We start from the raw sequence: 24,592 nt of genomic DNA, 5'->3' as shown, positions 1-24,592 counted from the left end.
GGCAATCTCTGATGGTACGTCAGCTTTGATATAGCCTGCGGGACCCTTCCCTTGCCATGTGAACTGTGAAATTGTACCTTCACATTTTCCGTGGGCATGACAGCTCTGGGAATGTCCAACTCCCGCTGTCACCACGGTCCGCGGACCCCACACCGCCGACCGGCCTGGAGGCCACCCTCATGCGCAGTTCCCCCACAACAAGAGCGTTCGCTCGCCTACTGATAGCCGCCCTGATCGCCTGCCTGGGTCTCACCCTGCTCACCCCCACCGGGCAGGCCACCCCAGTCGGGGCCAAGGCCCTCAAGCCGACGTCGGCCCCCGCCCCGCAGCCGGCCACCCCCACCTCGGATGCCACCGCGCTCGCCCCCGACGCCGCGCGGGCGATGAAGCAGACCGCGGACGCGGCCGACCGCCCCCCGCTCCGCAGTACCTTGGATGCCGTTCGGCGCACCAAGGCCGCACCGAGGGCCGCGGCGGACTGCAACGTCAGCGACTTCACCTCGAAGACCGGCAGCGCCCTGATCGCGCAGATCAAGGACTCGGAAACCACCTGTATCAACACGTTCTTCAACGTGACCGGTTCGAACGCCAAGGACCTCTTCCGTGAGGAACAGATGGTCACGGTGGCGGACGCACTGCGCGAAACAGCCGCCAACTACCCTGGCGACAACAGCACTTCGGCCGCCCAGGTCGTGCTGTACCTGCGTGCCGGGTACTACGTGCAGTGGAATCAGCCGGCAACCGTCGGCGACTACGGCCCGGCGCTGAAGAGCGCCATCCAGGGCAGCCTGGATGCCTTCTACGCCTCGCCCCGCGCCTTCGACGTCAACGACGGCAACGGCGCCATCCTGTCCGAGGCGGTCACCCTGGTCGACAGCGCTGGGGAGAACGCCCGCTACCTCAGCGTGGTCAAGCGCCTGCTCACCGACTACGACTCCTCGTACGACGGCTCCTGGTCGATGCTCGCGGCGGTCAACAACACCTACACCATCCTGTTCCGCGGCCACCAGTTTCCGGAGTTCGTGTCCGCCGTGCAGGCCGACCCGAGCATCCTGACCGTACTTCGCGACTTCGCCGTCACCCACGACGACCTGCTCGGCACCGACAAGGCCTACCTGACCAGCAACGCCGGGCGTGAACTGGGACGCTTCCTGCAGCACTCGGTGCTCCAGCCCACCGTCAGCCCGCTGGCCAAGCAACTGCTCGACCGCAGCGAAATCACCGGCCGCACCGCCGCGCTCTGGGTCGGCGTGGCCGAGATGACGGACGAGTTCGACAAGGCCAACTGCTCCTCCTACGGCACCTGCGACCTGCAGAACCGGGTGCGCGACGCCGTGCTGAAGGTCAAGCACACCTGCGGTCCGAGCCTGAAGATCCTCGCCCAGCAGATGACCGACACCGAGTTGTCGGCCAGCTGCGACAGCCTCCTCAAGCAGGACACCTACTTCCACGGCATCGTCAAGGACAGCGGGCCGGTCAAGGACGACAACAACACCACCCTCGAAGTGGTCGCCTTCGACTCCAGCACCGACTACAAGACCTACGCCGGGGTCCTCTACGGCATCTCCACCGACAACGGCGGCATGTACTTGGAAGGCGACCCGGCCCAGGCCGGGAACCTGCCGCGCTTCATCGCCTACGAGGCGGAGTGGCTGCGCCCCGACTTCCAGATCTGGAACCTCAACCACGAGTACACCCACTACCTCGACGGCCGCTTCGACATGTACGGCGACTTCGAAGCGGGGATGACCACCCCGACGGTGATGTGGGTGGAGGGCTTCGCCGAGTACATCTCCTACTCGTACCGCAACGTCACCTACGACAAGGCGATCACCGAGGCGGGCAAGAACACCTACAAGCTCAGCCAGCTCGTCGACACCACCTACGACAACTCCGACACCACCCGGATCTACCAGTGGGGCTACCTGGCCGTCCGCTACCTGATCCAGTCTCACCCCCAGGACGTGACCACCCTGCTCGGCCACTACCGCACCGGCAACTGGAACGCCGCCCGCACCCTGCTCACCAGCACCATCGGCACCAATTACGACGCCGATTTCGCAAGCTGGCTGAGCAAGTGCGCCGCCGGCGACTGCGGCGCCGTCAAGAAACGGTGACAGTCCAGCGGCCCCGGGCAGAGCACGTCTGCCTCAGCCCGCACACCGCCCATGGCTTCGGCCAGGTCTCGGTCACGACCGAGTGCTGACAGGCGATCCCGGTGCCCCATTCGCCACAAGCGGGTGGGGCACCGGTCCGCTCGGCCGGACAGGGCCTACGCGCGCAGGCCGTCGAACTCGATGTTCAGATGGCGGGGTCCCCGCAGGACTGCGTTGTGGCGATACGGCGGAGGATCTTCCACCAGGCGGGGATTGTCGAGCCTGCGGGCGAGTTCGGACAGGGCGATCTGGGCCTCGAGGCGGGCCAGCGGCGCGCCGAAGCAGCTGTGGATACCGCTGCCGAGTCCCAGGTGCTGGATGTCCTTCCGGTCCGGGTCGAAGCGGTCGGGGTCCTCGAAGCGTTGCGGGTCGCGGTTGCCCGACGCCAGAACCAGCCACAACGACGATCCCTTGGGGATGGTGACACCGCGGACCTCGATGTCGGCGATCGGTGTGCGCTGCGGCAGCAACTGCACCGGCGGTTCGTAGCGCAGCAGTTCCTCCACGATCGGCACGGCCAGGCGCGGCTCGTCCCGCAGGCGCTGAAGGACATCGGGGTGGCGCAGCAGGGTGAGCATCCCGTTGGTGATCAGGTTGACCGTCGTCTCATGGCCTGCGATCAGCAGCAGGGCCGCGGTGCTGAGCACCTCCATCGTCGTCATGGCTCCGTCCGGTCCACCACCGTTGACCAGTGCGGAGAGCATGTCGTCACGCGGCGACTTGCGCCGCTCCTCGATCAGCCCGGCCAGGTACATGCCCAGTTGCGTCCTGGCCTCCTTCGCGATGCGGTCCCGCTCGGCGAGGTCCTCGCTCGGGGCGGGATCCAGGCTGGCGGCGAGGGTGTCGGCCCAGGTGTGGAAGCGTGCCTCGTCCTCACGCGGCACACCGAGCAGTCGGCAGATCACCGTGACGGGGAAGGGGTAGGAGAACTGGTCGACCAGGTCGATGCCGCCGTCGTTCGCGAGACCGTCGATGAGACCGGAGACGATCTCACCCAGTTCCGGGCGCATGCCCTCGACGCGCCGGGGGCTGTGCGGCGGCCCGAAGGGGCGGTTGGTCATACGGCGCATCCGGTCGTGCTCCGGGGGGTCGAGCCGCAGGAAGCCGGGCGGCAGGCTCGTCTCCTGCTCCGGCTGCTGCAGCTCGTCGGCCACCGGCGCGGAGAGATTGCGGGCCTCGGAGCTGATCCGCGGATCGTGCAGCAGGCTCTCGATCTCGTGGTAGGTGCTGATGACGTACGGGCCGTCCTCGTCGTGGGCCACCGGCGTCTTTCGGAGCTCCGCGTAGAGGGGGTAGGGGTTGGCGCGGTTGGAATAGTCGGTGATCTGCCGCAGGAGTGACGTCATGACGGGTCCTTGTGGGCGTGGGCGCCGGCCGTGGAGGCGTCGCCGGAGACGGCTCGGGCGGTGGAGTGGTCCGGCCCCGGACGGACCCGGACGGGAGGGGCCGCCGTCGGACGGCCCGCGGTCGTCGGACGGCTCGCGGTCGTCATCGGCTGGGGGTGAAGACCATCCGCCGGTCGGCGGGCGAGTAGCCGCTGACGGTGACGGTCGGGCCGTGGGTGGGCACGGAGGGGTCGGGGAAATCGGCCGGGAGCGAGCGCTGTCCGTCGGAGCGCCTGTCCAGGGTCGGGAACGGCGGCGGGAACGGCGCGGTCGACTCGATCAGCCGCTGGTAGAACGGCAGCCACCGCGAGTTGTCGAAGCTGACGGCGCCGATGACGCGTCCCTGGTATCCGTACACTCCCGTGAACTTGCGCTCCGCCAGCGCACCCTGACTGATGAGGATCTCCTCGCCCATGGACGGCACCCCGACCGATTTGATGTTCACCCCGAACTGGGAGGACCAGAAGGCCGGCACCCACATGTGCGGGCGGCGGTCCGCGCCGGCGCTGACCATGTTGTGCGCGGCGGTCTCGGCCTGCGAGACGGCGTTGCCCCAGTGCTCCAGGGACAGGAACTGGTACCCGAACAGCGGGTGCGGGGACCTCGCCACGTCGCCGGCGACGAAGACGTCGTCGGTCACAAGGCCCTGGATGTCGAAGGCCCGGCATCCCGCGTCGCACGCGATGCCACGGGGGCCCGCACCCAGCCCGGATCCGGCCAGCCATTCCGTGTTGCGGGTCGAGCCGAGCGAGACGACCACGATGTCCGCCTCGACCTCGGCGCCGTCGGACAGGTGGGCGGAGCGCACGCGCCCTGCGGAGTCACCCTCCAGCGAGGTGACCATGACACCGCAGCGCAGGTCCACGCCCTGTTCGCGCTGCATCTGTGCGGCCACATCGCCGATCACACCGCCGAGGGCACCGACCAGCGGCGCGGCGGCGCGTTCCGCGACGGTGACCGCAATTCCCCGCTCCCGGCAGGCGGAGGCGATCTCCGAGCCGGTGAATCCCGCGCCGATCACGAGCACCCGGCGTGGACCCCGTGCGAGCCGGCTGTGCAGCCGGGCCGCGTCGTCGCGGGTGCGCAGGACGAAGACCCCGTCGAGCTCCGCCTCGCTCTCGTTCGGCCACGGACGGGCCCGCACACCGGTCGCGATCAGCAGCCGGTCGTACGCCACCTCGTCGCCGTCGGCGAGTTGCACGTGCCTCGCCGCCAGGTCGAGACCGGTGGCCGCGACCCCGAGGCGCCACTGCGCGTCGAGGTCCCGTCGCCGGGGAAGCGCGGTGCGGTCGGCGGCCGCCTTCCCCAGCAGGACCTGCTTGGACAGGGGCGGCCGGTCGTACGGCTCGTACGGCTCGTCGCCAATCAGCGTGAGCGAACCGGCGAAGCCCTCGTCCCGCAGCGTCTCCGCGGCCCGCAAGCCGGCCAGTGAGGCGCCGACGATCACGATCCGTCCCTCGCGCCTCAACCATTCCAGCTGGCGGTCACCGTCCACGGGATGCCTCCTCACCGGGCGCGGTGGGCACACCGGCCGTTTCGTCCAGGCCCTCCACGAGGATGGCCTGGACGGGGCACGCGGCCACGGCACGCGCCAGGGGCTCACTCTGCTCGGCGTCGGCCTGCGGGTTGTACAGCAGTGCCTCGTCGCCGTGCATGGCGAAGACATCGGGTGCGAGGAACGCGCATTGCGCATATCCCTGGCAGCGGTTCAGATCGACGACAAGCCTCATCAAGGAGCGCCCTTCCAGCGGTTCTATGCCTCAGCCTGCGGGTGTTGTCGTGTTGTCGCGAGCACAGACGGGCCAGAAGCGTCATGGGCCCGCAACGCCAGGGAACAGCGCGTCATGACGAGGAGGCCGATGCGGACGGCCGGCGCAGACCGGCCACAAGGATGTGCAGGCTGACAACCAGGGCCCACAGCGGGAAGACCAGCTCCGACCAGGCGATGCTGTCCGTCACAAAGAGCAGTGTCAGGGCGACGAGATAGCCCAGGAGGGACAGCCATCGGGGAAAGACTCCGAGCTGGTGCCCGATGGAGGAGGTCGACAGGGCGAACACCGCTGCCATGCGCATCGAATAGGTCGTCAGAAGGCCGTAGGTGAAGTGCTGGCCGAAGGACTGCAGTTGCTGCCCGGAGCCGGCCCCCGACACACCCGCCGAGGCCAGCAGGCTTCCCGCTGCCGCCGCAGCACCGAAGAGGGTCGCCACGAAGAGCAGACCGCTGCCCAGGAAGACAGTGGCGACGAACTTGTCCTCCGCATCCCCGATACGTGCGCGTACAGCGCCCATGAACCACAGGAAGAAGATGCCCGCGAACGGGACAAGGCCGAGCGCCGTCTGCACCGTGCGCCGACGCGAGGCGTCGGAGAACCAGTCGCCGCTCACATCACCCGGGTCGCCAGGCAGCGTCAGGCGGACCAGAATGATGCAGGCGCCGAGCAGCAGAGCGAAGATGATGCCCACCAGGCCCGCGGCCCGTGGAGTACGCAGCGCCTGATGTCTTCTCGCCATAGGCGGCCGCTCGCTTTCTCTCCGCGTCCGTGGGTCACCCGATACCGGAACTGACCACTGCAACCAGAGAGACCCCGTATTCGTGGCTGCGCCACTCCGAACGCGCGTGTGGGTGACACGCAATCGGTCGAGGCCGCCTCACGCCCCGCCACCCGATGGATGCGACGGATGGGAGCGAGCCCGCGACGACTGGGCGAAACGCCGGGCCCCGCCGCCTTTGCCACTTGAGCGGGATGCCGCGATCGGGCCCTGGCCGCCGCCTTGGGCTGCGGTCCGCCTCGACCGGGCCGCTACCTGCCGGATTTCGCCGCGGTCCCGCCCTTGGCCCAGAGCGAGCGGACATGCCCGAGGTGCTTGGCCATGCACTTCTCCGCGCCCCTCGCATCGCCCGCAAGCATCAGGTCGAGGAGTTCCAGGTGCTCCTCGGCAGACGGGATCAGCTCGCCTCGCTCGTCCAGGGTTGTGAGCCCGTACAGGCGCGAGCGCTTGCGCAGGTCACCGACGGTTTCGACGAGTCTCTCGTTACCGGAGAGGGCGAGCAGCGAGAGGTGGAACTGCCGGTCCGCCTCCAGGTAGCCGATGAGGTCGTGGTCGCGCGCGGCTCGCACGATCTCCTCGGCGACCGGCCGCAGCGCTTCCAACTCCTCACGGGGGGTGGAGCGGGTGATCCGGCCGATCGTGGGGACCTCGATGAGCGCGCGGATCTCGGTGTACTGGTCGAGGTCGTGCTCTTTGACTTCGGTGACCCGGAAGCCTTTGTTGCGGACGGGCTCGACCAGGCCCTCGCGAGCCAGGTCGAGCATCGCCTCGCGCACCGGCGTGGCGGAGATCCCGAAGTCCTCGGCAAGGACCGGCGCGGAGTACACCTCACCGGGCAGCAGCTCACCGGAGATCAGGGCGGCCCGCAGAGCGTGGGCGACCTGGTCGCGCAGCCGCTCCCGGGTAGCGTTCAGATCGCGATGCTTCAGGTGCCCCATAGCGGTGGTGATCCCTTCATGCCAAAGCGGATCGCCAGCTTACAATGTCACATGGTTCCTGCAGGTGACAGGGTGTATGTACGGCTGGAGGTGTAGAACTCCAGGGCGGCGCGGCCCTGCTCCCGCGGTCCGTGGCTGGATGCCTTGGCGCCGCCGAACGGCAGATGGAAGTCGACGCCGGTGGACGGGGCGTTGACCCTGATCATTCCGGTGTCGAGCTGGTCCAGCCCGTGCAGGACCGCGTCCAGGCCGGCGGAGTGGACCGAGGTGACCAGGCCGTACGGGACCAGGTTGGTGATCCGTACCGCGTGGGCGAGATCGTCGGCGGGCAGCAGGGCCGCGACCGGGCCGAAGACCTCCTCGCGCAGCAGCCGGTGACCCGGGGGCACCTTCTCGACCAGCGTCGGGGCCGCGTACCAGCCGGGGAGGTCGGGCACGGTTCCGCCCGTGAGTACCGAGAGCCCGCCCCAGGCACTGCTGACCTGATCGCGAGCATGTTCGTCGATGAGCGGCCCGCACGCGGTGGCCGGGTCGGCCGGGTCACCGACCGACACCGAGCGCAGGGCCTCCGAGAGCGCATCACGCAGGGGGTCGATGGCCGCGCCGACCGCGATCACACGACTGGTGGCCGTGCACTTCTGGCCCGCGTATCCGGCGATCGAGGCGGCGATGTGGACCGCGGCCTGCTCGATGTCCGCGTCCGGGAGGACGATGGCCGCGTTCAGGCCACCCATCTCGGCCTGGACCGGGATACCCCGGGCCGTGGCGGCACGCGCGACCGCCTGGCCGACGGTCGTCGAGCCGGTGAAGGAGACGACATCTGCGGCGAAGACGAGTGCGTTGCCCTCGGTCGCTCCGCCGGGCAGCACGGTGAACACCTCAGCCGGCAGGATCTGCTCGACGATGGAGGCGAGGCGTTGGGCGCAGGCCGTCGCCTCGGGGGCGGGCTTGAGGACCACCGTGTTGCCCGCGGCGAGCGCCGGAGCCGCCTTCCAACTCGGAATGGCGAACGGAAAGTTCCAGGGGGTGATGAGGCCGGCGACACCATATGGACGGCGGCGGGTCAGGAGCAGGCCCGGGCCGACGGCGGTTTCGTGGACGGTGCCGGTGGGTTCGTAGGGGGCCTGGGCGTGGTATCTCCAGATCGCGACGGTCCTGGCGACCTCGGCGCGCGCCTCGGCGAGCGGCTTGCCGACCTCACGTACAGCGAGGGCGGACAGTTCGTCCGCAGCCGCCTCGATGGCGGCGGCGACCGCGCCCAGGGCGGCCGAACGGGCGGCAGCACCGCCGATCAGCCAGCCGGGCTGGGCCGCGCGGGCCCGCTCGACGGCATCCACCGTGGCGAAGGCTCCGGGGGCCGGTATCTGCACGAGCACGTCGGAAGGATCGGCCGGATTGCGGGAGGTGACGGAAGGTACGGTGGTGGTCACAGGAGGAATCCTCCGGGGAAGGGGTCGTCCGGGTCGAGGAAGTACTGGGCGGTGCCGGTGATCCAGGCGCGGCCGGTGACGGTCGGTACCACGGCGGGCAGCCCGCCGACCTCCGTTTCGGCGACCAGTCGGCCGGTGAAGCTGGTCCCGATGAAGGACTCGTTGACGAAGTCACGGTCCAGGGGCAGTTCACCGCGGGCGTGCAGCTGTGCCATCCGTGCCGAGGTGCCGGTGCCGCAGGGCGAGCGGTCGAACCAGCCCGGGTGAATGGCCATCGCGTGCCGCGAGTGGTGGGCGTCCGAGCCGGGGGCGGCCAGATAGACGTGCTTGACCCCGGCGATCTCCGGTTGCTCGGGGTGGACGGGCCGGTCCGCGGACGCGTTGATGGCATCCATGACGGCCAGCCCTGCGGCCAGCAGGTCGTCCTTGCGTGCGCGGTCGAACGGCAGCCCCAACGCGCCGAGTTCGACGAAGGCGTAGTAGTTGCCGCCGAAGGCGAGGTCGTAGGTGACGCTCCCGTACCCCGGGACGTCCACCTTGCGTTCCAGGCCGGCACAGAACGCGGGCACGTTGGTGAACGTGACCGACTTCGCCGCACCGTCCTGTACGCGTACGTCGACGGTGACAAGGCCGGCCGGTGTGTCGAGCCGCACCGGTGTGATCGGCTCGGTCACGGGCACCATGCCCGTCTCGACGAGGACGGTGGCGACCCCGATGGTGCCGTGCCCGCACATCGGCAGCAGCCCGGAGACCTCGATGTAGAGGACGCCGAAGTCGGCGTCGGCGCGGGTGGGCGGCTGGAGGATGGCGCCGCTCATGGCGGAGTGTCCGCGCGGCTCGTACATCAGGAGCGTCCGGATGTGGTCGAGGTGCTCGATGAAGTGGAGCCTGCGCTCGGCCATGGTGGCGCCGGGGATCACACCGACGCCACCCGTGATCACCCGCGTGGGCATGCCCTCGGTGTGCGAATCGACGGCGTGGAAGACATGACGCGTACGCACGATGAGTCCTTTCGGCAGCGGGGTTGCGGTCAGCGGTGGCCGTCGGCGACGGCCTTCTCGGTGTCGGCCCGGACTTCGGCCTCGATCTCCCCCGTGAGCGGGAAGCGCGGCGGGCGGGTGGGGCCACCGCGGCGGCCGACGATGTCCATGGACAGCTTGATGCACTGGACGAACTCCGTCTTCGAATCCCAGCGCAGCAGCGAGTGCAGGGACTTGTAGAGCGGCAGGGCGGTGTCCAGGTCACCGGCGACGGCGGCGTTGTACAGCTCGGCGCAGGTGGTGGGGAAGGCGTTGGGGTATCCGGCGATCCAGCCGACCGCACCGGCCACGGCGAGTTCGAGCAGGACGTCGTCCGCACCGATCAGCAGGTCGAGCTCCGGGGCGAGTTCGGCGAGCTGGTACGCGCGCCGTACATCACCGCTGAATTCCTTGACCGCGACGATGCTGCCGTCCTGGTGCAGCCGGGCCAGCAGCCCGGGCGTCAGATCCACCTTGGTGTCGATGGGATTGTTGTACGCGACGACCGGCACCCCCGCCTTCGCGGCCTCGGTGTAGTGGGCGCGGACGGCCTGCTCGTCGGCACGGAAGGCGTTCGGGGGCAGCAGGAGGACCGATCCGCAGCCCGCTTCGCCCGCCAGCTCCGCCCAGCGTCGGGCCTCGGCGCTGCCGTAGGCGGCGACTCCGGGCATGACCCGCGCGCCGTCGCCCGCCGCATCGACCGCGGTGCGCATCACACGGGCCCGCTCCTCGTCGGTGAGGGTCTGGTACTCGCCGAGAGAGCCGTTCGGTACGACGCCGTCGCAGCCGTGCTCGATCAGCCAGCGGACGTGCTCGGCGTACGCGTCGTAGTCGACGGACAGATCGTCGCGCAGGGGCAGAGCCGTGGCGACCATGATCCCGCGCCAGGGGCGGGTGTTGTTCCAGGTGGTGGCGGTCATGGCAGTGAACCCTTCTATAATATGTGACATTTTACTAGGGCTTTGCGGCGCCCACAAGGGCGGACCGCGGGTCAGTCGTCGACGCCCGGGGCGGCATCGGGCCGGATCCCGGTGGGTTCGTCGAGCGAAGCGAGTGCCGAGAGCGGAACGGGCACAGCGAACGGACGGCGTTCAGCAGGTGGTTCCACGGCGCCTTCGCGTGCCGCGAGGCAAGCCACAGCAGCCCCGCACATCCGCCCCTGGCACCAGCCCATGCCGGCCCTGGTGAGGAGTTTGACGGTGCGTGCGTCGCGGGCCCCGAAGTCGGTGACGGCTTCGCGGATGCTTCTTGCGGTCACTTCCTCGCAGCGGCACACTTCCGTGTCGCCGGTCAGCCAGCCCGTCCAGCCCGCTGCCGGTGCATGACTGATGGCCATCGCATCGGCGAAGGCCCGCATCCGGTCCCGGCGACGTTGCAGCGCGCGAACGCGCTCCTCGCGGACGGGGTGCCCGTACAGTCTGCCGGCTGCCGCGAGCCCGGCCAGCTCCCCCTCCGAGCGGGCGAGCTGCGCGCCACCGATGCCCCCGGTCTCCCCCGCCGCCCAGAGGCCACGCACCGAGGTTTCCTGAAGGCCGTCCAGGGCCAGGGCGGATGTCCCGTCAGCCACGGGGCGGGTGGCGCAGCCGAGTGCGGTGGCCAGTTCGATCTGCGGTGCAAGGCCGTGCCCCACAGCGAGCGCGTCGCACTCGATCTGCCGGCTCGCCCCCCGTACGGGCCGCCAGTCGCGGTCGAGCCGGGTGACGGTGACGGCCTCCACCCGGTCGGTGCCGTGCACCTCGGTGACCGCGCTGCGGGTGCGCAGCCGCACCCGGTGCCGCAGCAGAGCGGCACCGTGGACCGCCGCCTCGACCAGTTTGTGCGGGTTGGCCGCGAGCGCGCGGGGATGGCGTGCGTATCCCAGATAGCCGGACGCCTCGATCACGGCCGGGACCTGCGCGCCGGCGGCGGCGAGCGAGGTGGCGACCGCGAGGAGCAGGGGGCCGCTGCCCGCCACGACAACGCGCTTACCGGGCAGCACCAGGCCGGACTTGAGCATGGCCTGCGCTCCCCCGGCACCCACGACACCCGGCAGGGTCCAGCCGGGAAAGGGCAGTTGACGTTCGTACGCCCCGGTCGCGAGCAGGACCGTTCGGGCCCGCACCCTCACCGACCGCTCCGCGGTGCCGTCGACACCGGTGACGGCGTGCACCGCCCAGGGACCGTGATCCTCCTTGGTGACCGTCCAGACATGGTGTCCGGACAGGTGGCTGACGTCGCTCCGCTCCAAGCGTCGGCGCAGCTCGGCGAAGGCAGCCCAGTCGTGGTGCAGGGCCTCGGGCCGCGCAGCCCCCATACTGGGCGCGGGATGCCGGTAGAACTGTCCGCCGTGCTGCGGCGATCCGTCCAACAGGGCGACGGACAGGCCGAGTTCGGCGGCGGTGACGGCACCTGCGAGACCCGCGGAGCCCGCTCCGATCACCGCGAGGTCGTACGGGTCAGACGCTGAGGCGGGCATGGCCGTGTCCCTCCTGGGTGATGATCACGTCGCCGGGGCGGGCAGGCACCAGGCAGGCCCTGCGGTTGGGCTCCCCATTGATGGTGGCAAGGCAGTCGTAGCACTGTCCTATGCCGCAGAAGGCACCCCTCGGGCGGTCGGTGTGGCGAGTGGTGCGCCAGGCGAGGATGCCCGCGGACCACAGGGCTGCGGCGACGGACTGCCCGGGCAGGGCGGTGACCGGACGGCCGTCCATCGTGATCTCGAACGACGGGCCGGGGTTCGCCCCAACCAGTTCGGCGGGGGTGCGGGCCACTGCGGGCCTCCTCTCATAGCGGACGGTCAGACGGCAACGTCGAAGCGGGCAGGGCTGAACGGCCCCATGTCCAGGGGAAGTTCACCACCGCCCATGGCCAGCGCGATGAGCAGCCCGGTGGCCGGGGCGAGACCGACCCCCGCGCCTTCGTGACCGCAGGCGTGCAGCAGGCCGGGCACCCGCGGATCCGGTCCGATGGCCGGCAGATGGTCGGGCAGGTAGGGGCGGAACCCCGAATACGTCCGGATCGCCCGGACCCGGGCCAGGAACGGGAACAGTGCGGTGGCCTGGGCCGCCAAGCGGCGCAGCACCTCGGTCGACAGCGTGACGTCGAAGCCGACCCGTTCCCGGCTGGCACCGATCAGGACGGGGCCCGCCCGGGTGCCCTCGACCACCGCCGAGGTCTGCAGCGCCGCCGAGCCGCTGGCGACGTCGGCAACATAGTCGGCCGCGTACACCTTGTGCCGCACCACACGCGGCAGCGGCTCCGTGACGAGGACAAAGCCGCGGCGGGGCAGGACGGGGAGCTCGACGCCCGCGAGCCGGGCGAATTCACCGCCCCACGTGCCGGCCGCGTTGACCACGTACGGGGCATGGAGGTCACCGGCCGTCGTCCGAACCCCCCGCACCTCTCCCTCTGCCGCAGTGAGCAGACCGGTGACCTGCTCGCCGAGCCTGAGATGCACCCGATCGCCGCCCGCCCGCAGCAGATGGGCGGCAGCCAGAGCCGGCATGACCTGGGCGTCCTGCGGATAGTGGAAGCCACCGGCCAGGCCGGGGGCCAGATGCGGCTCCAAGTCGTTCAGCCTGTCTTCTGCGACCTCCTCCGCCCGGACACCGGCCTTCTCCTGTCCGGCCGCGAAGTCGCGCAACGCTGCCATCCCGGCTTCACCCGAGGCCACGACGAGGCCGCCTTTGGGCTCGTACTCGATCTGCGGCGGGAGCAGTTCGGCCAGCTCTCGCCACAGCGCGGTGGAGAGAAGGGCAAGGTCGAGCTCGGGGCCGGGCTCCTTGTCGGAGACCAGCAAGTTGCCCTCCCCGGCACCCGTGGTGCCGCCCGCGACGGGGCCACGGTCGATCACGGTGACGGTCAGGCCGGCGCGCGCTGCGTAGTAGGCGCAGGCCGCGCCGACCACGCCCGCTCCGACGACGATGACGTCCGGGGTTCTTTTCGTGGGCACAGCAGTAATATTTCACATTGCACAGCCCATTATCAAGGGTTTCATGCGACCGGTTTCGGATGAACCCTCCGGCAAAGCACCCGTACACGCCTCGACGGCGTCGGGCGCCCTGATACGACGCACGCCCGCAGCGCCCGGGCCGACGCCCTTCTCGCATTGGACGTCCTGGAACCTGAGAACTACTCATGGCCGCACCGGTCCGCCTGTGGCCAGGGCACGAAGTCTCCGTCCGCACGTTCCACCAGGAGGCGCTTTCCGTGTGCCACCACGCCGCGCGGCTGCAGTCCGCACAGGCTTGCGCTCGTGTACGCGGCACACAGGCTGTTGAGGTCGTGGACGAGGCCGATCCTGAACAACGAACGGGTCTCTGCGATGGCCTCGTGGTCGCCTGCGCGCATGACCACGCGCAGATCAGGCGCGACCGCCAGCGCGGCCACGGAAACCGCGATGTTGTCCAAGTCGTCCGAGGCGACGGCGGCCATCGCCTGCGCCTTGTGGAGGCCGAGTTCGCGCAGCACGAACCTGTCCGTCGCGTCCGCGACGACGACGGGCACGCCAAGCGCCCTGGCCAGCCGGAGGTTGGGAGCTGCCGGGTCCCGCTCCACTGCGACCACGCCGATGCCCAGGTCCTGTACCTGGGTGCAGAGCCGCAGACCCACCTGGCCCAGCCCGACGACCACCACATGGCCCGCCCGAGGAAGGGCCCGGGGACCCACGATGCCGACCGAACGCGGAGCCAGCAGACGATCGATCAGGCCTGCGGTGAACACGGCGGTGAACACGATGCTGAGGAGCATCGAGACGCTGGAGAACACCAAATACGCGTCCGAACCGTGCGCGGACACGGGGCCGACCGTCGACACCGTTCGCGCCGCCCCGAACAGGGCCTCGATCGGCGGTCGGTGGTGGAGAGTCACAGACCAGAGCCAGTCCAGGAACAGCACCGCGAGAAGCCCGGCGAGGCCCGTCAGCGTGATCCGCGAACTGCTGTCGTGCGGCCGAAGCTGCCCCCGCATCCTCCCCAGCCGTGCCCGATACCTCAGGGAGCGCGGTGGCCTGTAGGGCTCGAGGCGGACACTGTCCCCCTCCAGGCGGGCGGCGACGTGGCCGGAAGAGGTCCGGGTGAGGGCCAGTAGGCCGGACTCGACGCATGCGGCCAGGAAGGTCGGCGCGACGACATCCGCCGGGGAGGTGACCCGGCAGTTCGGGACCACGCGTACCAGTTGCTCGGCAACCGTCCGGTCGAAGATCGTCACCACCAGCGGGACGTTTGGACGAATATGCTCCACTGCAAGGGCATAGCGCAGGGACTCGACATCGTCATCGAGCAGGATCGCGACGCCTGCCACCTCCCGATCCAGCGCCCGGCGCAGATCCTCGTCCGTGGGCTGAGCCAGGTGGCACACCTGGTGACCGGCCGACTTCAACGAGCCGCAGACCCTGCGCGCCACGTCGCTCCCGACGACGATGAAGCACTTTCCCGGTCCACCTCCCGTCGGGAGTGAGCCACCGGCCGGGTCCTCCTCGGTAGCGGCGCCGCCGCGGGAAGGCTCAGAGGCCGAAGTTGCAGTCATCGGAACGGTAGGGGTCGCAATCAAGGCAACGCAGGGCCTCGCAACCGTCGCAGCAGACCAACCACTGCCCGCAATGGCATGCGGAGTCATGCGTGTCGGCGGATCGGGGTGCAGCGGCGGTGTTCCGAACGTCCGTCAAAGGCCGCTGCCCGCCGGCGCCAGGGCCGGTCTTGGCCGTCTCTGCGGGATCGCAGGCAATGCTCATCGGTACTCCCATCACGAGGTGGTTATGAGCGTCCCGGCCGACCATGGAGGCCAGAGCTTCAGGGACTGCCAGGCAGCCGTTCTCCCTCATGCGGAAGGTACTGTCCGTGGGCGTCGACCTGCCCTCGGCTCGTGGGTGAAACCGGTAAGGAGGCACAGTGTCCGAGCGGCGTGGCTCGCTCAGCATCTGGCCACTGGTGCGCCGTCGGGGAGATCTCGAAAGCCCATAACCGGAGTTATGCGATTGCCGACTGGCACTTCAGCGGCGGGGCCGAAAGCGGTGTCGGGACGGAGGCTTCGGCCAGGCCATGAGCCTGCAGCTCGAACCAGACCGTCTTTCCTCGGTGAGCCGGACGGACGCCACAGCGGTGGGACAGCTCATGAAGCAACTGCATGCCTCGACCGGATTCGTCGTCGGCGCCGGCTGCCTTGGGACAGGGGAAAGCCGGATGCGCATCAGTGACTTCGCACCGCAGTGACGTGCCGCGGACAGTAACACTGAGCAGGATCGGCCCGGCTCCGTGGCGCACAGCATTGGTAACCAGTTCGCTGACGAGCAGCTCGACGGTTTCCGATTCCTCAAGGGGCTGTTCGACCAGGGTGTCGCGGGTGAAACTCCGAGCGGCGGCCACGGAGGCCGGGTGGCGATCGAACCATTGAGACCTGGTCTCACCTCGGTATGGCCTGGGAACCAGGCGGGTGAGGTGGGCCAGGCCGTGGGCCGGGCGGCCGATCAGCGGGCCGTCCACTTCATTGATCGTCATGATCTTGCCGCCCTTTCGCATTCCGGATGTCCTGAACATCTGTCTCCACAGAACGCCGACGGCCACTAAGAGATCAACGCGTAAGCGCACCCATTAAGTGGAGGAAACGATGGGTAGCGCATGGCGGTAGTCAAATGGGGCTCTCAAGCAGTGACCGGGCATGCACGTACGGTGCGCCACAGGCAGCGGAATTCCAGGTTCATAACGCCATGTGATGAACAGGTGAGAGCTGCCCGAGGCGCTGACCGGCCCGCACCATGTCCCCTGACCGACATTCAAGCGGATCCTGCTCAGCGGTAATTCCAGGCGGCACCCAGCCCGGACGGGCAGGTACGCTCCGCGATCGCCCAGTTGATCCGGAGGTTGAACCTCCGACGCCGGCGCGATCCCGGGAAGGTCGCAGCTGCCGGGCCCGAGCCCGGACCACTCCCCCCGGAGGCATACCTTGCGCTCTTCGACCAAGCCGCGGCGCCCACTCCCCGCGGCGCCCCTGATCGTCCTGTCCGCCCTGCTTGCTCTGCTTGCCCTGGTCACCGTCCCCGCCGGCCCCGCCCATGCATTCAACGGGAGCACCTCCGCGTGTGCGCTCCAGGGGACGACCGGCTACACCGATGAGGGCCAGCAAACCGACTACAACCGGTTCCAGAACCCGGTCGGCACCAAGCGCGTAGGAGTGATCTACGTGGACTTCCCCGACGCCGTCGGGACCACCACGCCTCTCACCCCTTACTACAACCAGATTTCCGGCGCAGCCAACTGGCTGTGGAATGCCTCCAACGGCAAGACCTGGCTGGACATGCAGGCCCCACACGGCAATTGGGTGCGCATGCCGAAGAACTCCACCGACTACAACTGGGCGCGCGGGTTCTCCTGGGACACGCACCGGATATATGTGAAGGACGCGCTCGCCGGTGCCGCCGACGCAGGCGTCAACCTCGCCAACTACGACACGTTCCACATCGTGCCGACCAGCACCGCGGCCGCGATCACTCACACCCCCACCTGGGTCCAGGACCCCGCCAATCCGACCTGGGTCTGGAACAAGGCGACGAACGCCTGGGTGACGATCAAGTGGGCGGTGACCTTCGGACAGGACATGTGGCACTGGGGCTACAAGGTCGCCGCCCACGAGACCGGCCACACCTTCGGCCTGCCCGACCTCTACGCGTTCAACGGCGATCAGCACCAGTACGTCGGCGGCTGGGACGTCATGGGCAAGGTGAGCGGCCCGGCCCCGCAGTTCCTCGGCTGGCACGCGTGGAAGTTCGGTTGGATCACCGACAGCCAGGTCTCCTGTCTGTCAACGAACGGCACGTACTCCACCACCCTGAACGGGGTGGAGTACGGGGGCAGCGGCTACAAGCTGGCGGTGATCAGGACCAGCGCCACCACGGCCTACGTCGCCGAGTCCCGCAAGGCCGCCAACAACGACTCCAACGCCTGCGCCACCGGCGTACTGATCTACAAGGTCGACACCTCGGTCGCCAGCGGCAGTGGACCGGTCCGCGTGGTGAGCAACCCCAACGCCGCCGCACCCACCGGGAACTGCACCGCGCTGGACATGCAGACCTGGAAGCCGGGCCAGTCGTTCCAGGACGACACCGCCCGCATCCGGATCTACGTGAACAGCTCCGACTCGTTCAACGACACGGTCTGGACCTACAAGTGGTGACCGCATAGCGCGGGTTGCTTCTGGTCAACGGGCGGTGTGGTCGGCGCGGCATGCGCCGCCACACCGCCCCCGGCGTGCCGTCGAGCGCTCTCGGCAGTCGACCCGGCAGCGCCGGGGCCAGGCTCCATAACGCGAAGTTATGGAGATATGGGAGCTAGCCGTAAGGACTGGTCGCATTCAACCTTGTCCCCACTCTGTGAAATGTCACATGGCAAAGGGAGTCTGTTGTGAGAACACGACGAGCCAGGATGGTCATGACGGCGGCCCTTGGGCTCGTCGCCGTGGCCGGTTGCGGGGGAACCGGCCAGGGCGGCGACGGTGGGCAGGCCAAGGCTGCGGCCAAGGGCGGCACACTTCATGTGCTGTCCAGCATCGACCTGGAGCACCTCGATCCGGCCCGCAACTACGTCACCTCGTCCCAGGACGTCGGCCGGCTTGTCTACCGGACGCTGACGACGTTCGCGGCAGCACCCGGCCGGGCCGGGGGCAAGATCGTGCCGGACCTGGCGACGGACAACGGGCGACCCGGCGATGGCGCCCGAAGCTGGACCTTCACTCTCAGGGCAGGGGTGAAGTTCGAGGACGGCCGGCCCATCACCAGCCAGGACATCAAGTACGGGGTCGAGCGGACGTTCGCCGCGGAGCTGCCCGAAGGCCCGCCGTACGGCCGGATCTGGCTGGCGGGCGGCAAGGCGTACAAGGGCCCCTACAAGGACAAGCACGGGCTCGCCTCGATCGAGACCCCCGACGACAAGACGATCGTCTTCAAGCTCAACCGCCCGGTGGCCGACTTCGGTTCCGCGGTGTCGCTGCCGATGTTCGCCCCGGTACCGAGAGACAAGGACAACGGCGTCAAGTACGACTCCAGGCCTTTCTCCTCCGGGCCGTACAAGATCGAGAACTTCGAAGCCAAGAAGCAGCTCACACTCGTCCGCAACACCCACTGGAGTCCGGACACCGACTCGGTGCGCAAGGGACTCCCGGACAAGATCGTGATCGATCTCAATCTGGATCCGGCCGTGATCGACCAGCGGCTCATCGCCGCTGGGGGCGAGGACGCCAACGCGGTCGCTCTCGAGCCGGTCGGTGCCGCCTCCATCGGGCCGGTGATGTCCAACCCGGCAGTGCGTCAGCGACTGGTCAGCGGAGAATCGATCAACACGCGCTTCCTCAGCATCAATACCAAGCACAAGCCGCTGGACGACGTCCGGGTGCGGCAGGCGATCGCATACGCGCTGGACAAGGACGCGCTGCGCACCGCTCGGGGCGGCCCCATCGCAGGGGAGCTGGCCACCACTCTGCTGCCGCCGTCGCTGCCCGGTTCCGTTTCCGAGGACCCGTACCCGAGCCCGGACGGCAAGGGGGATCCGGCCAAGGCCAAGGCGCTGCTCGCACATGCCGGTCACGCCCCGGGCCTGGCTCTCACCCTCGACACTCCGGCAACCGCCACCGGCAAGACGCAGGCCGAAGCGGTCCAGGCATCCCTGGCCCGGGCCGGCATCACGGTGAAGATCAACGCGATCAGCTCGTCGGCGTACTACAGCACGGTGGGCAACACGGCCCAGGAGCACGACCTGGTGATCGACGGCTGGACGCCCGACTGGCCCGGCGCCTCCACCTACCTGCCGATCGTGTTCGACGGCCGACAGATCACCGCGGAGGGCAACAACAACCATTCGCAGTACAACTCCGGCAAGGTCAACGCGCGGATCGACGAGATCGCCAAGGTGCGCGATCCGGCGTCCGCCGCGACGGCCTACGGCGAGCTGGCCAAGCAGATCATGCGGGACGCGCCGGTCGTGCCGTTCCTCTGGGACAAGGCGGCCGTCCTCGTGGGGCCCAACGTCGCCGGGGCGTACGGGCACACCGCCTACGTCGGACGTCTGGATCTGGTCTCCCTGGGGCTGCGCAAGTGACCACGACGCTCCCCACCTCGGTCCCGTCCGACGTGACACACCGCGTCGGACGGCACCAAGTGTCCCTGTTGCGGCGGCTGTTGAAGCAGCCGTCCGCGGCGGCCGCGCTCACGGTGGTTGTCGCACTCGTCCTGATCGCACTCGCGGCCCCGCTGATCACCTGGGCAGCCGGTACGTCGCCGACCGAGTTCCACTCCGATGCGGTGGATCCGGCACTCGGTGGACTGCCGCGAGGAACGGCGGGCGGGATCAGCACCACGCACTGGCTCGGAGTCGAGCCGGGCAGCGGCCGGGACATCCTCGCCCGTGTCGTGTACGGCGCGCGGGTCTCGCTGCTGATCGCCATGCTCGCCACCGGTCTGTCGGTGGTGCTGGGAACGGCGCTGGGCTTGGCCGCGGGGTACTTCGGCGGCTGGACCGACGCCCTCGTCGGCCGGCTGATGGACCTGCTGATGTCGTTCCCCAGCCTGATTTTCATGATCGCGTTGATCTCCGCGGCGCCCGGCGTGGACCGGCAGTTGCTCCTGGTCGTCGTGCTCGGCTTCTTCGGCTGGCCGTACGTCGGGCGGATCGTGCGCGGGCAGGCGATGGTGCTGGCCCGCGGGGAGTTCGTCGCGGCCGCCCGGGTGCTCGGCGCCTCCCGGCGCGTCCTCCTGGTACGGGAGGTGCTGCCCAACGTGACCGGGCCGATCCTCGTCGTGGCGACCATGGCGATCCCCAGCTGCATCGCCACCGAGGCGGGCCTGTCCTTCCTCGGTGTCGGGGTGGCCCCGCCCACCCCCTCGTGGGGCCAGATGATCGCCTCCGCGGTGCCGTGGTACGCCGCCGACCCCGTCTACTTCCTGATCCCAGGCGTCTTCCTGTTCATCACCGTGCTCGCCTTCAACGTGCTGGGCGACGCGATACAGGACGCACTCGACCCCCGGAGCCGGCGACGATGATTCTCTATGTCCTGCGCAGACTGGCCGCAACGGCGACGATCCTGCTGGTGATCTGCGGCACCACCTTCGCGATCTTCTACCTGATGCCCGCTGATCCCGCACTGGGGGCCTGCGGCAAGGCGTGCAGCCCGGAGCGGATCGCGCAGATCCGCGCGACGCTCGGCCTGGACCACTCGCTCCTTGTGCAGTTCCGCGACTACCTCGTTGGCATCGTGGCCGGCCGGAGCTACGGCACCGGTGAACAGGCCGTGACGTGTCCCTTCCCCTGTCTGGGGTTCAGTTTCCAGACGAATGAGCCGGTCTGGCAGCTGCTTGTTCACCGGCTGCCGATCAGCATCTCGATCGCGGTGGGCGCGGCAGTGCTGTGGCTGGCCGTCGGCGTCACGGCGGGCGTGCTGTCCGCGCTGCGCCGCGGCAGCGTGTGGGACCGGGCGGCGATGACGGCCGCGCTCGGTGGCGTCTCGTTGCCGATCTATTTCACCGCCCTGGTGCTGCAGTACCTGCTCGTCGTCAAGCTCGGGCTGCTGCCCTATCCGCAGGCGGTCCCGATCACCGCGGACCCGCTCGGCTGGGCGCAATCGATGATCATGCCGTGGATCACGCTGGCGATGCTCTACGCCGGGGTCTACGCCCGGATCACCCGCATCGAGATGCTCAACAGCCTGGGTCAGAACTACGTCCGCACCGCCCGCGCCAAGGGCCTGCCCGAGCCCACGGTGATGCGTCGGCATGCGCTGCGCCCAGCGCTGATGCCCATCGTGACGATCTTCGGGATGGACCTCGGTGCGCTGCTCGGCGGCGCACTCATCACCGAGTCGGTGTTCGGCCTGCCCGGCGTGGGCAAGCTCGCGGCCGACGCGATCAACAGCGCTGACCAGCCGGTGATCCTCGGGGTGACCCTGTTCGCCGCGTGCTTCGTGGTGCTCGCCAACGTCGTTGTGGACCTGGTCTACGCGGTCCTTGACCCGAGAGTGAGGGCCGTGGGATGACGTTGCTGACAGTACGTGATCTGACCGTGGACTTCGGTTCCGGGACACGTGCCGTGGACGGACTGGACCTGGATCTGGAAGCCGGCGCTGTGCTCGGCGTGGTCGGTGAGTCGGGCAGCGGAAAGTCCGTCACCAGCCTTGCGGTCCTCGGTCTGTTGCCGGACGCCCGCGTCACCGGTGAAATCCGGTTCGACGGACAGGATCTGACGGGATTGGGCCGACGTGCGCTGCGCAAGCTGCGCGGGGACCGGATCGCGATGATCTTTCAGGATCCGCTGTCCTGCCTGAACCCCTACTATCCGGTGGCGTTCCAGATCGCCGAGGCATACCGGGCGCACCGCGGGGCCGGGCGCCGCGAGGCCCACCGCGTCGCGGTGCGGATGCTGGACCGGGTCGGCATCCCCGAGCCCGAGCGGCGTGCCCGCGCCTACCCGCACGAGTTCTCCGGCGGCATGCGGCAGCGGGTGATGATCGCGATGGCGCTGTGCCTGGAGCCCGACCTGCTCATCGCCGACGAGCCGACCACCGCGCTCGATGTGACCGTACAGGCCCAGATCCTGGAGCTGCTCCGGGAACTGCGGGAGCAGTCCGGCACCGCAATCATGCTCATCACCCATGACATGGGGGTGGTTGCCGGACTGGCCGACGAGGTTGTCGTGATGTACGGCGGCCGTGCGGTTGAGCGAGGCGGGGTACGCGATGTGTTCTACCGGCCGCGGGACGCCTACACCAAGGGTCTGCTCGCCTGCGTGCCACGCGTCGACGGGCCGCTGCCGCACCGTCTTCCCACCTTGCACACGCCGGTCGCGGCACCGGTCGGAACACCGGAGGTGACGCCGTGAACGCACCGCTGCTCGAAGTCCAGGACCTCGTCAAGCACTTCCCGGTACGGCACGGCCTGACCCGGCGGCTTGCCGGTCATGTCACGGCAGTTGACGGTGTATCGCTACGGGTGGAGGCCGGGGAGACGCTCGGCGTGGTCGGCGAGTCCGGCTGCGGAAAGTCGACGGTCGCCCGGTTGATCACCCGCTTGATCGAGCCCACGTCCGGCACGATCCGCATGGCCGGCCGGGACCTGACCTCGATGGACGAGTCGGCGATACGTCCGGTCCGCCGGGACCTGCAGATGATTTTCCAGGATCCGTTCTCATCGCTGAACCCCCGGAAATCCGTCCGGCAGATCCTGGCTGCTCCGTTCCGCTACCAAGGGCTCACGCCGGACGAGCCGGTGGAGCACCTGCTGAAGCGGGTGGAGCTGCGGCCGGAGCACGCCGACTGCTATCCGCACGAGTTCTCCGGCGGTCAGGCCCAGCGCATCGGTATCGCCCGGGCGCTGGCGCTGCGGCCGAAGCTGGTGGTCTGCGACGAGCCGGTCTCCGCGCTCGACGTGTCGGTGCAGGCGCAGATCCTCAACCTGCTCAAGGATCTTCAGGAGGACTACGGGCTCGCTTACGTGTTCATCGCGCACGACCTCGGGGCGGTCCGCCAGATCAGTACCCGCATCGCCGTCATGTACCTCGGCACGGTGGTGGAAACGGCCGACCGGGCCACGTTGTTCGATCGGGCCGCGCACCCCTATACCCATGCCCTGCTGTCGGCGGTGCCCCTGCCCGACCCGGACGCCGAGCGGTCCCGCGAGCGGATCGTGCTCGGGGGCGACCTGCCCAGTCCGCTCAATCCCCCCAGCGGCTGCCCGTTCCGCACCCGGTGTCCCAGGGCGGCCGAGCGCTGTATCGCCGAGCGGCCCGCCCTGCGGTTGATCGCTCCGGGCCAGGAAGTCGCCTGCCACTACCCCGAGCCGCTCTCGGCAGGGAGGACCCCATGAGCCGCACCTATCGCCTCCCCGGGCTCGCGGTGACCGATCACGTCGTCACGGTTCCGCTCAATCACGCCGACCCCACCGGCGCCTCGATCGAGGTGTTCGTACGGGAGTTGGCCGACCCGGCCCTGGCCGGGAAGAAGCTGCCGTGGCTGCTCTATCTGCAGGGCGGGCCGGGAGGCAAGTCGCCGCGGCCGCTCAACGCCACGGCCGGCTGGCTCAGCCATGCGCTCAAGACCCACCGGGTGCTGCTGATGGACCAGCGAGGTACCGGACGCAGCACCCCGGTGACTGCCCGATCGGCCGAGCGGTTCTCCTCCGGCCGGGCGCTGGCCGACCATCTCGCCTTTTTCCGCGCCGACTCGATCGTCGCGGATGCGGAACTGATCAGGCATCAGTTGTGCGGCGGCGAGCCGTGGGAGACGCTCGGCCAGAGCTACGGCGGCTTCATCACCCTCACCTACCTCTCGCATGCCCCCGACGGGCTGCGCGCCTGCTACGTCACCGGCGGACTGCCCGGACTGGACGTCACCGCCGACGACGTCTACGCCGCGACCTATCCACGGGTCAGGGACAAGGTGACCGCCTACTACGACCGCTGTCCCGGTGATCGTGAACTGATCCGGCGGATCGCGGATCTCCTGGACCGCGGGACCGTCCAACTCCCCGACGGCGACCAGCTCACCGTGCGGCGGCTGCGCACCCTCGGCCTGATGCTGGGCATGGGTGACGGCTTGGAACGCCTGCACTGGCTGCTGGACGAGGCGTTCGGCCCCGACGGCGAGCTGTCGGCGACATTCCTGTACCAGGTGATGAATCTGACCGCCTTCGCCGACAACCCGCTCTTCGCCGTATTGCAGGAATCCATCTACGGCCAGGGAGGCAAGCCTGCCGACTGGGCGGCCGCCCGCCTCATGGCCGCCTTCCCGGAGTTCGACGAGGAAGCCGATCCGCTGCTGTTCACCAGCGAGATGTTCTACCCCTGGATGTTCGGGGAGATCGCGGGCCTGCGCCCCTTCGCGGAGGCGGTCGAGCTGCTGGCCGAACGGTCCGACTGGCCCGAGCTCTACAACCTGCCACGGCTGGCGGCCAACCAGGTACCCGTGGCCGCGGTGATCTACCACGACGACATGTACGTGGACGCAGACCTGTCGCTGCAGACCGCGCACTCGGTCGGAGCGGTGCGCGCCTGGGTCACCAACGAGTGGGAACACGACGGGGTCACCGCCTCCGGTGACCGCGTCCTGGCCCGCCTTATGAACATGGCTGCCGGACGCACCTGACGTCCGGCAGCCACCGCAAGA

21 protein-coding genes are annotated in these 24,592 nt (G+C 69.1%); 8 read left to right on the top strand and 13 right to left on the bottom strand.

Annotation, left to right across the window (positions count from 1 at the left end; all coding sequences use genetic code 11):
* Positions 1 to 179 precede the first annotated feature (179 nt).
* Positions 180 to 2,117 (top strand): collagenase, encoded by a 1,938-nt coding sequence (locus tag SLUN_RS30465; RefSeq protein WP_108153167.1) that lies wholly within the window; start codon positions 180 to 182, stop codon positions 2,115 to 2,117.
* Positions 2,118 to 2,272: 155 nt separating this feature from the next.
* Here SLUN_RS30465 and SLUN_RS30460 read toward each other — a convergent pair whose 3' ends face one another.
* The 13 genes from SLUN_RS30460 to SLUN_RS30400 form a co-directional block, all read right to left on the bottom strand.
* Entirely contained in the window at positions 2,273 to 3,502 is a 1,230-nt protein-coding gene (locus SLUN_RS30460; RefSeq protein ID WP_108153166.1) for a cytochrome P450, read from the bottom strand.
* A 142-nt stretch (positions 3,503 to 3,644) separates the two neighbouring features.
* The gene (locus SLUN_RS30455) at positions 3,645 to 5,036 is read right to left on the bottom strand and encodes an NAD(P)/FAD-dependent oxidoreductase (protein WP_108153165.1); all 1,392 of its coding nucleotides are present in this window, start codon (positions 5,034 to 5,036) and stop codon (positions 3,645 to 3,647) included.
* A complete protein-coding gene (locus SLUN_RS30450; protein WP_108153164.1) occupies positions 5,026 to 5,271 on the bottom strand; it encodes a ferredoxin in 246 nt (81 codons plus the stop codon). Before SLUN_RS30450 ends, SLUN_RS30455 begins: the two co-directional genes overlap by 11 nt.
* A gap of 112 nt (positions 5,272 to 5,383) precedes the next feature.
* Positions 5,384 to 6,052 (bottom strand): hypothetical protein, encoded by a 669-nt coding sequence (locus tag SLUN_RS30445; protein WP_108153163.1) that lies wholly within the window; start codon positions 6,050 to 6,052, stop codon positions 5,384 to 5,386.
* Positions 6,053 to 6,342: 290 nt separating this feature from the next.
* Complete coding sequence (locus tag SLUN_RS30440) at positions 6,343 to 7,029, bottom strand: GntR family transcriptional regulator (RefSeq protein WP_108153162.1); 687 nt, start codon at positions 7,027 to 7,029, stop codon at positions 6,343 to 6,345.
* A 47-nt stretch (positions 7,030 to 7,076) separates the two neighbouring features.
* On the bottom strand, positions 7,077 to 8,459 hold the full coding sequence (locus tag SLUN_RS30435) for an aldehyde dehydrogenase family protein (protein ID WP_108153161.1): 1,383 nt from the start codon (positions 8,457 to 8,459) through the stop codon (positions 7,077 to 7,079).
* Positions 8,456 to 9,460, bottom strand: coding sequence for a proline racemase family protein (locus SLUN_RS30430; RefSeq protein WP_108153160.1), 1,005 nt, complete (start codon positions 9,458 to 9,460; stop codon positions 8,456 to 8,458). Before SLUN_RS30430 ends, SLUN_RS30435 begins: the two co-directional genes overlap by 4 nt.
* 29 nt (positions 9,461 to 9,489) lie before the next feature.
* On the bottom strand, positions 9,490 to 10,398 hold the full coding sequence (locus SLUN_RS30425) for a dihydrodipicolinate synthase family protein (RefSeq protein ID WP_108153159.1): 909 nt from the start codon (positions 10,396 to 10,398) through the stop codon (positions 9,490 to 9,492).
* Positions 10,399 to 10,469: 71 nt separating this feature from the next.
* Entirely contained in the window at positions 10,470 to 11,933 is a 1,464-nt protein-coding gene (locus SLUN_RS30420) for an FAD/NAD(P)-dependent oxidoreductase (protein WP_108153158.1), read from the bottom strand.
* Positions 11,914 to 12,228 (bottom strand): (2Fe-2S)-binding protein, encoded by a 315-nt coding sequence (locus SLUN_RS30415; protein WP_108153157.1) that lies wholly within the window; start codon positions 12,226 to 12,228, stop codon positions 11,914 to 11,916. Before SLUN_RS30415 ends, SLUN_RS30420 begins: the two co-directional genes overlap by 20 nt.
* A 26-nt stretch (positions 12,229 to 12,254) precedes the next feature.
* Positions 12,255 to 13,409: an NAD(P)/FAD-dependent oxidoreductase gene (locus SLUN_RS30410; RefSeq protein ID WP_108153156.1), complete on the bottom strand. Its 1,155-nt coding sequence runs from the start codon at positions 13,407 to 13,409 to the stop codon at positions 12,255 to 12,257.
* Positions 13,410 to 13,588: 179 nt separating this feature from the next.
* Positions 13,589 to 14,983 carry an NAD-binding protein gene (locus SLUN_RS30405; RefSeq protein ID WP_108153155.1) on the bottom strand — a complete coding sequence of 465 codons (1,395 nt, stop codon included), beginning with the start codon at positions 14,981 to 14,983 and terminating at the stop codon, positions 13,589 to 13,591.
* 440 nt (positions 14,984 to 15,423) lie between these two features.
* Positions 15,424 to 15,990 (bottom strand): ATP-binding protein, encoded by a 567-nt coding sequence (locus SLUN_RS30400; RefSeq protein WP_254709872.1) that lies wholly within the window; start codon positions 15,988 to 15,990, stop codon positions 15,424 to 15,426.
* A gap of 406 nt (positions 15,991 to 16,396) precedes the next feature.
* Here SLUN_RS30400 and SLUN_RS30395 point away from each other — a divergent pair, with 406 nt between their 5' ends.
* The 7 genes from SLUN_RS30395 to SLUN_RS30370 all read left to right on the top strand — a co-directional run bounded on the left by SLUN_RS30395 (position 16,397) and on the right by SLUN_RS30370 (position 24,571).
* Positions 16,397 to 17,623 carry a metallopeptidase domain-containing protein gene (locus tag SLUN_RS30395; RefSeq protein ID WP_170146621.1) on the top strand — a complete coding sequence of 409 codons (1,227 nt, stop codon included), beginning with the start codon at positions 16,397 to 16,399 and terminating at the stop codon, positions 17,621 to 17,623.
* Between the two features lie 254 nt (positions 17,624 to 17,877).
* Positions 17,878 to 19,539: an ABC transporter substrate-binding protein gene (locus tag SLUN_RS41625; protein WP_254709873.1), complete on the top strand. Its 1,662-nt coding sequence runs from the start codon at positions 17,878 to 17,880 to the stop codon at positions 19,537 to 19,539.
* Positions 19,536 to 20,480: an ABC transporter permease gene (locus SLUN_RS41620; RefSeq protein ID WP_257153819.1), complete on the top strand. Its 945-nt coding sequence runs from the start codon at positions 19,536 to 19,538 to the stop codon at positions 20,478 to 20,480. The genes SLUN_RS41625 and SLUN_RS41620 overlap by 4 nt, the downstream gene beginning before the upstream one ends.
* On the top strand, positions 20,477 to 21,469 hold the full coding sequence (locus SLUN_RS30385) for an ABC transporter permease (RefSeq protein ID WP_108153154.1): 993 nt from the start codon (positions 20,477 to 20,479) through the stop codon (positions 21,467 to 21,469). Before SLUN_RS41620 ends, SLUN_RS30385 begins: the two co-directional genes overlap by 4 nt.
* Positions 21,466 to 22,311, top strand: coding sequence for an ABC transporter ATP-binding protein (locus SLUN_RS30380; protein WP_108153153.1), 846 nt, complete (start codon positions 21,466 to 21,468; stop codon positions 22,309 to 22,311). The genes SLUN_RS30385 and SLUN_RS30380 overlap by 4 nt, the downstream gene beginning before the upstream one ends.
* Positions 22,308 to 23,294 carry an ABC transporter ATP-binding protein gene (locus tag SLUN_RS30375; protein ID WP_108153152.1) on the top strand — a complete coding sequence of 329 codons (987 nt, stop codon included), beginning with the start codon at positions 22,308 to 22,310 and terminating at the stop codon, positions 23,292 to 23,294. Before SLUN_RS30380 ends, SLUN_RS30375 begins: the two co-directional genes overlap by 4 nt.
* Entirely contained in the window at positions 23,291 to 24,571 is a 1,281-nt protein-coding gene (locus SLUN_RS30370; RefSeq protein WP_108153151.1) for an alpha/beta fold hydrolase, read from the top strand. Before SLUN_RS30375 ends, SLUN_RS30370 begins: the two co-directional genes overlap by 4 nt.
* Positions 24,572 to 24,592 lie beyond the last annotated feature (21 nt).

The organism is Streptomyces lunaelactis (assembly GCF_003054555.1).
GTDB classification, from domain to species: Bacteria; Actinomycetota; Actinomycetes; order Streptomycetales; family Streptomycetaceae; genus Streptomyces; species Streptomyces lunaelactis.
This window is presented reverse-complemented; position numbering and strand designations above follow the sequence as displayed.

Coding starts and splice junctions, on each gene's coding strand:
- SLUN_RS30465 (WP_108153167.1), top strand. CDS start 180: ATGCGCAGTTCCCCCACAACAAGAGCGTTCGCTCGCCTACTGATAGCC.
- SLUN_RS30460 (WP_108153166.1), bottom strand. CDS start 3,502: ATGACGTCACTCCTGCGGCAGATCACCGACTATTCCAACCGCGCCAAC.
- SLUN_RS30450 (WP_108153164.1), bottom strand. CDS start 5,271: ATGAGGCTTGTCGTCGATCTGAACCGCTGCCAGGGATATGCGCAATGC.
- SLUN_RS30445 (WP_108153163.1), bottom strand. CDS start 6,052: ATGGCGAGAAGACATCAGGCGCTGCGTACTCCACGGGCCGCGGGCCTG.
- SLUN_RS30440 (WP_108153162.1), bottom strand. CDS start 7,029: ATGGGGCACCTGAAGCATCGCGATCTGAACGCTACCCGGGAGCGGCTG.
- SLUN_RS30425 (WP_108153159.1), bottom strand. CDS start 10,398: ATGACCGCCACCACCTGGAACAACACCCGCCCCTGGCGCGGGATCATG.
- SLUN_RS30420 (WP_108153158.1), bottom strand. CDS start 11,933: ATGCCCGCCTCAGCGTCTGACCCGTACGACCTCGCGGTGATCGGAGCG.
- SLUN_RS30405 (WP_108153155.1), bottom strand. CDS start 14,983: ATGACTGCAACTTCGGCCTCTGAGCCTTCCCGCGGCGGCGCCGCTACC.
- SLUN_RS30400 (WP_254709872.1), bottom strand. CDS start 15,990: ATGTTCAGGACATCCGGAATGCGAAAGGGCGGCAAGATCATGACGATC.
- SLUN_RS41625 (WP_254709873.1), top strand. CDS start 17,878: ATGACGGCGGCCCTTGGGCTCGTCGCCGTGGCCGGTTGCGGGGGAACC.
- SLUN_RS30385 (WP_108153154.1), top strand. CDS start 20,477: ATGATTCTCTATGTCCTGCGCAGACTGGCCGCAACGGCGACGATCCTG.
- SLUN_RS30380 (WP_108153153.1), top strand. CDS start 21,466: ATGACGTTGCTGACAGTACGTGATCTGACCGTGGACTTCGGTTCCGGG.
- SLUN_RS30370 (WP_108153151.1), top strand. CDS start 23,291: ATGAGCCGCACCTATCGCCTCCCCGGGCTCGCGGTGACCGATCACGTC.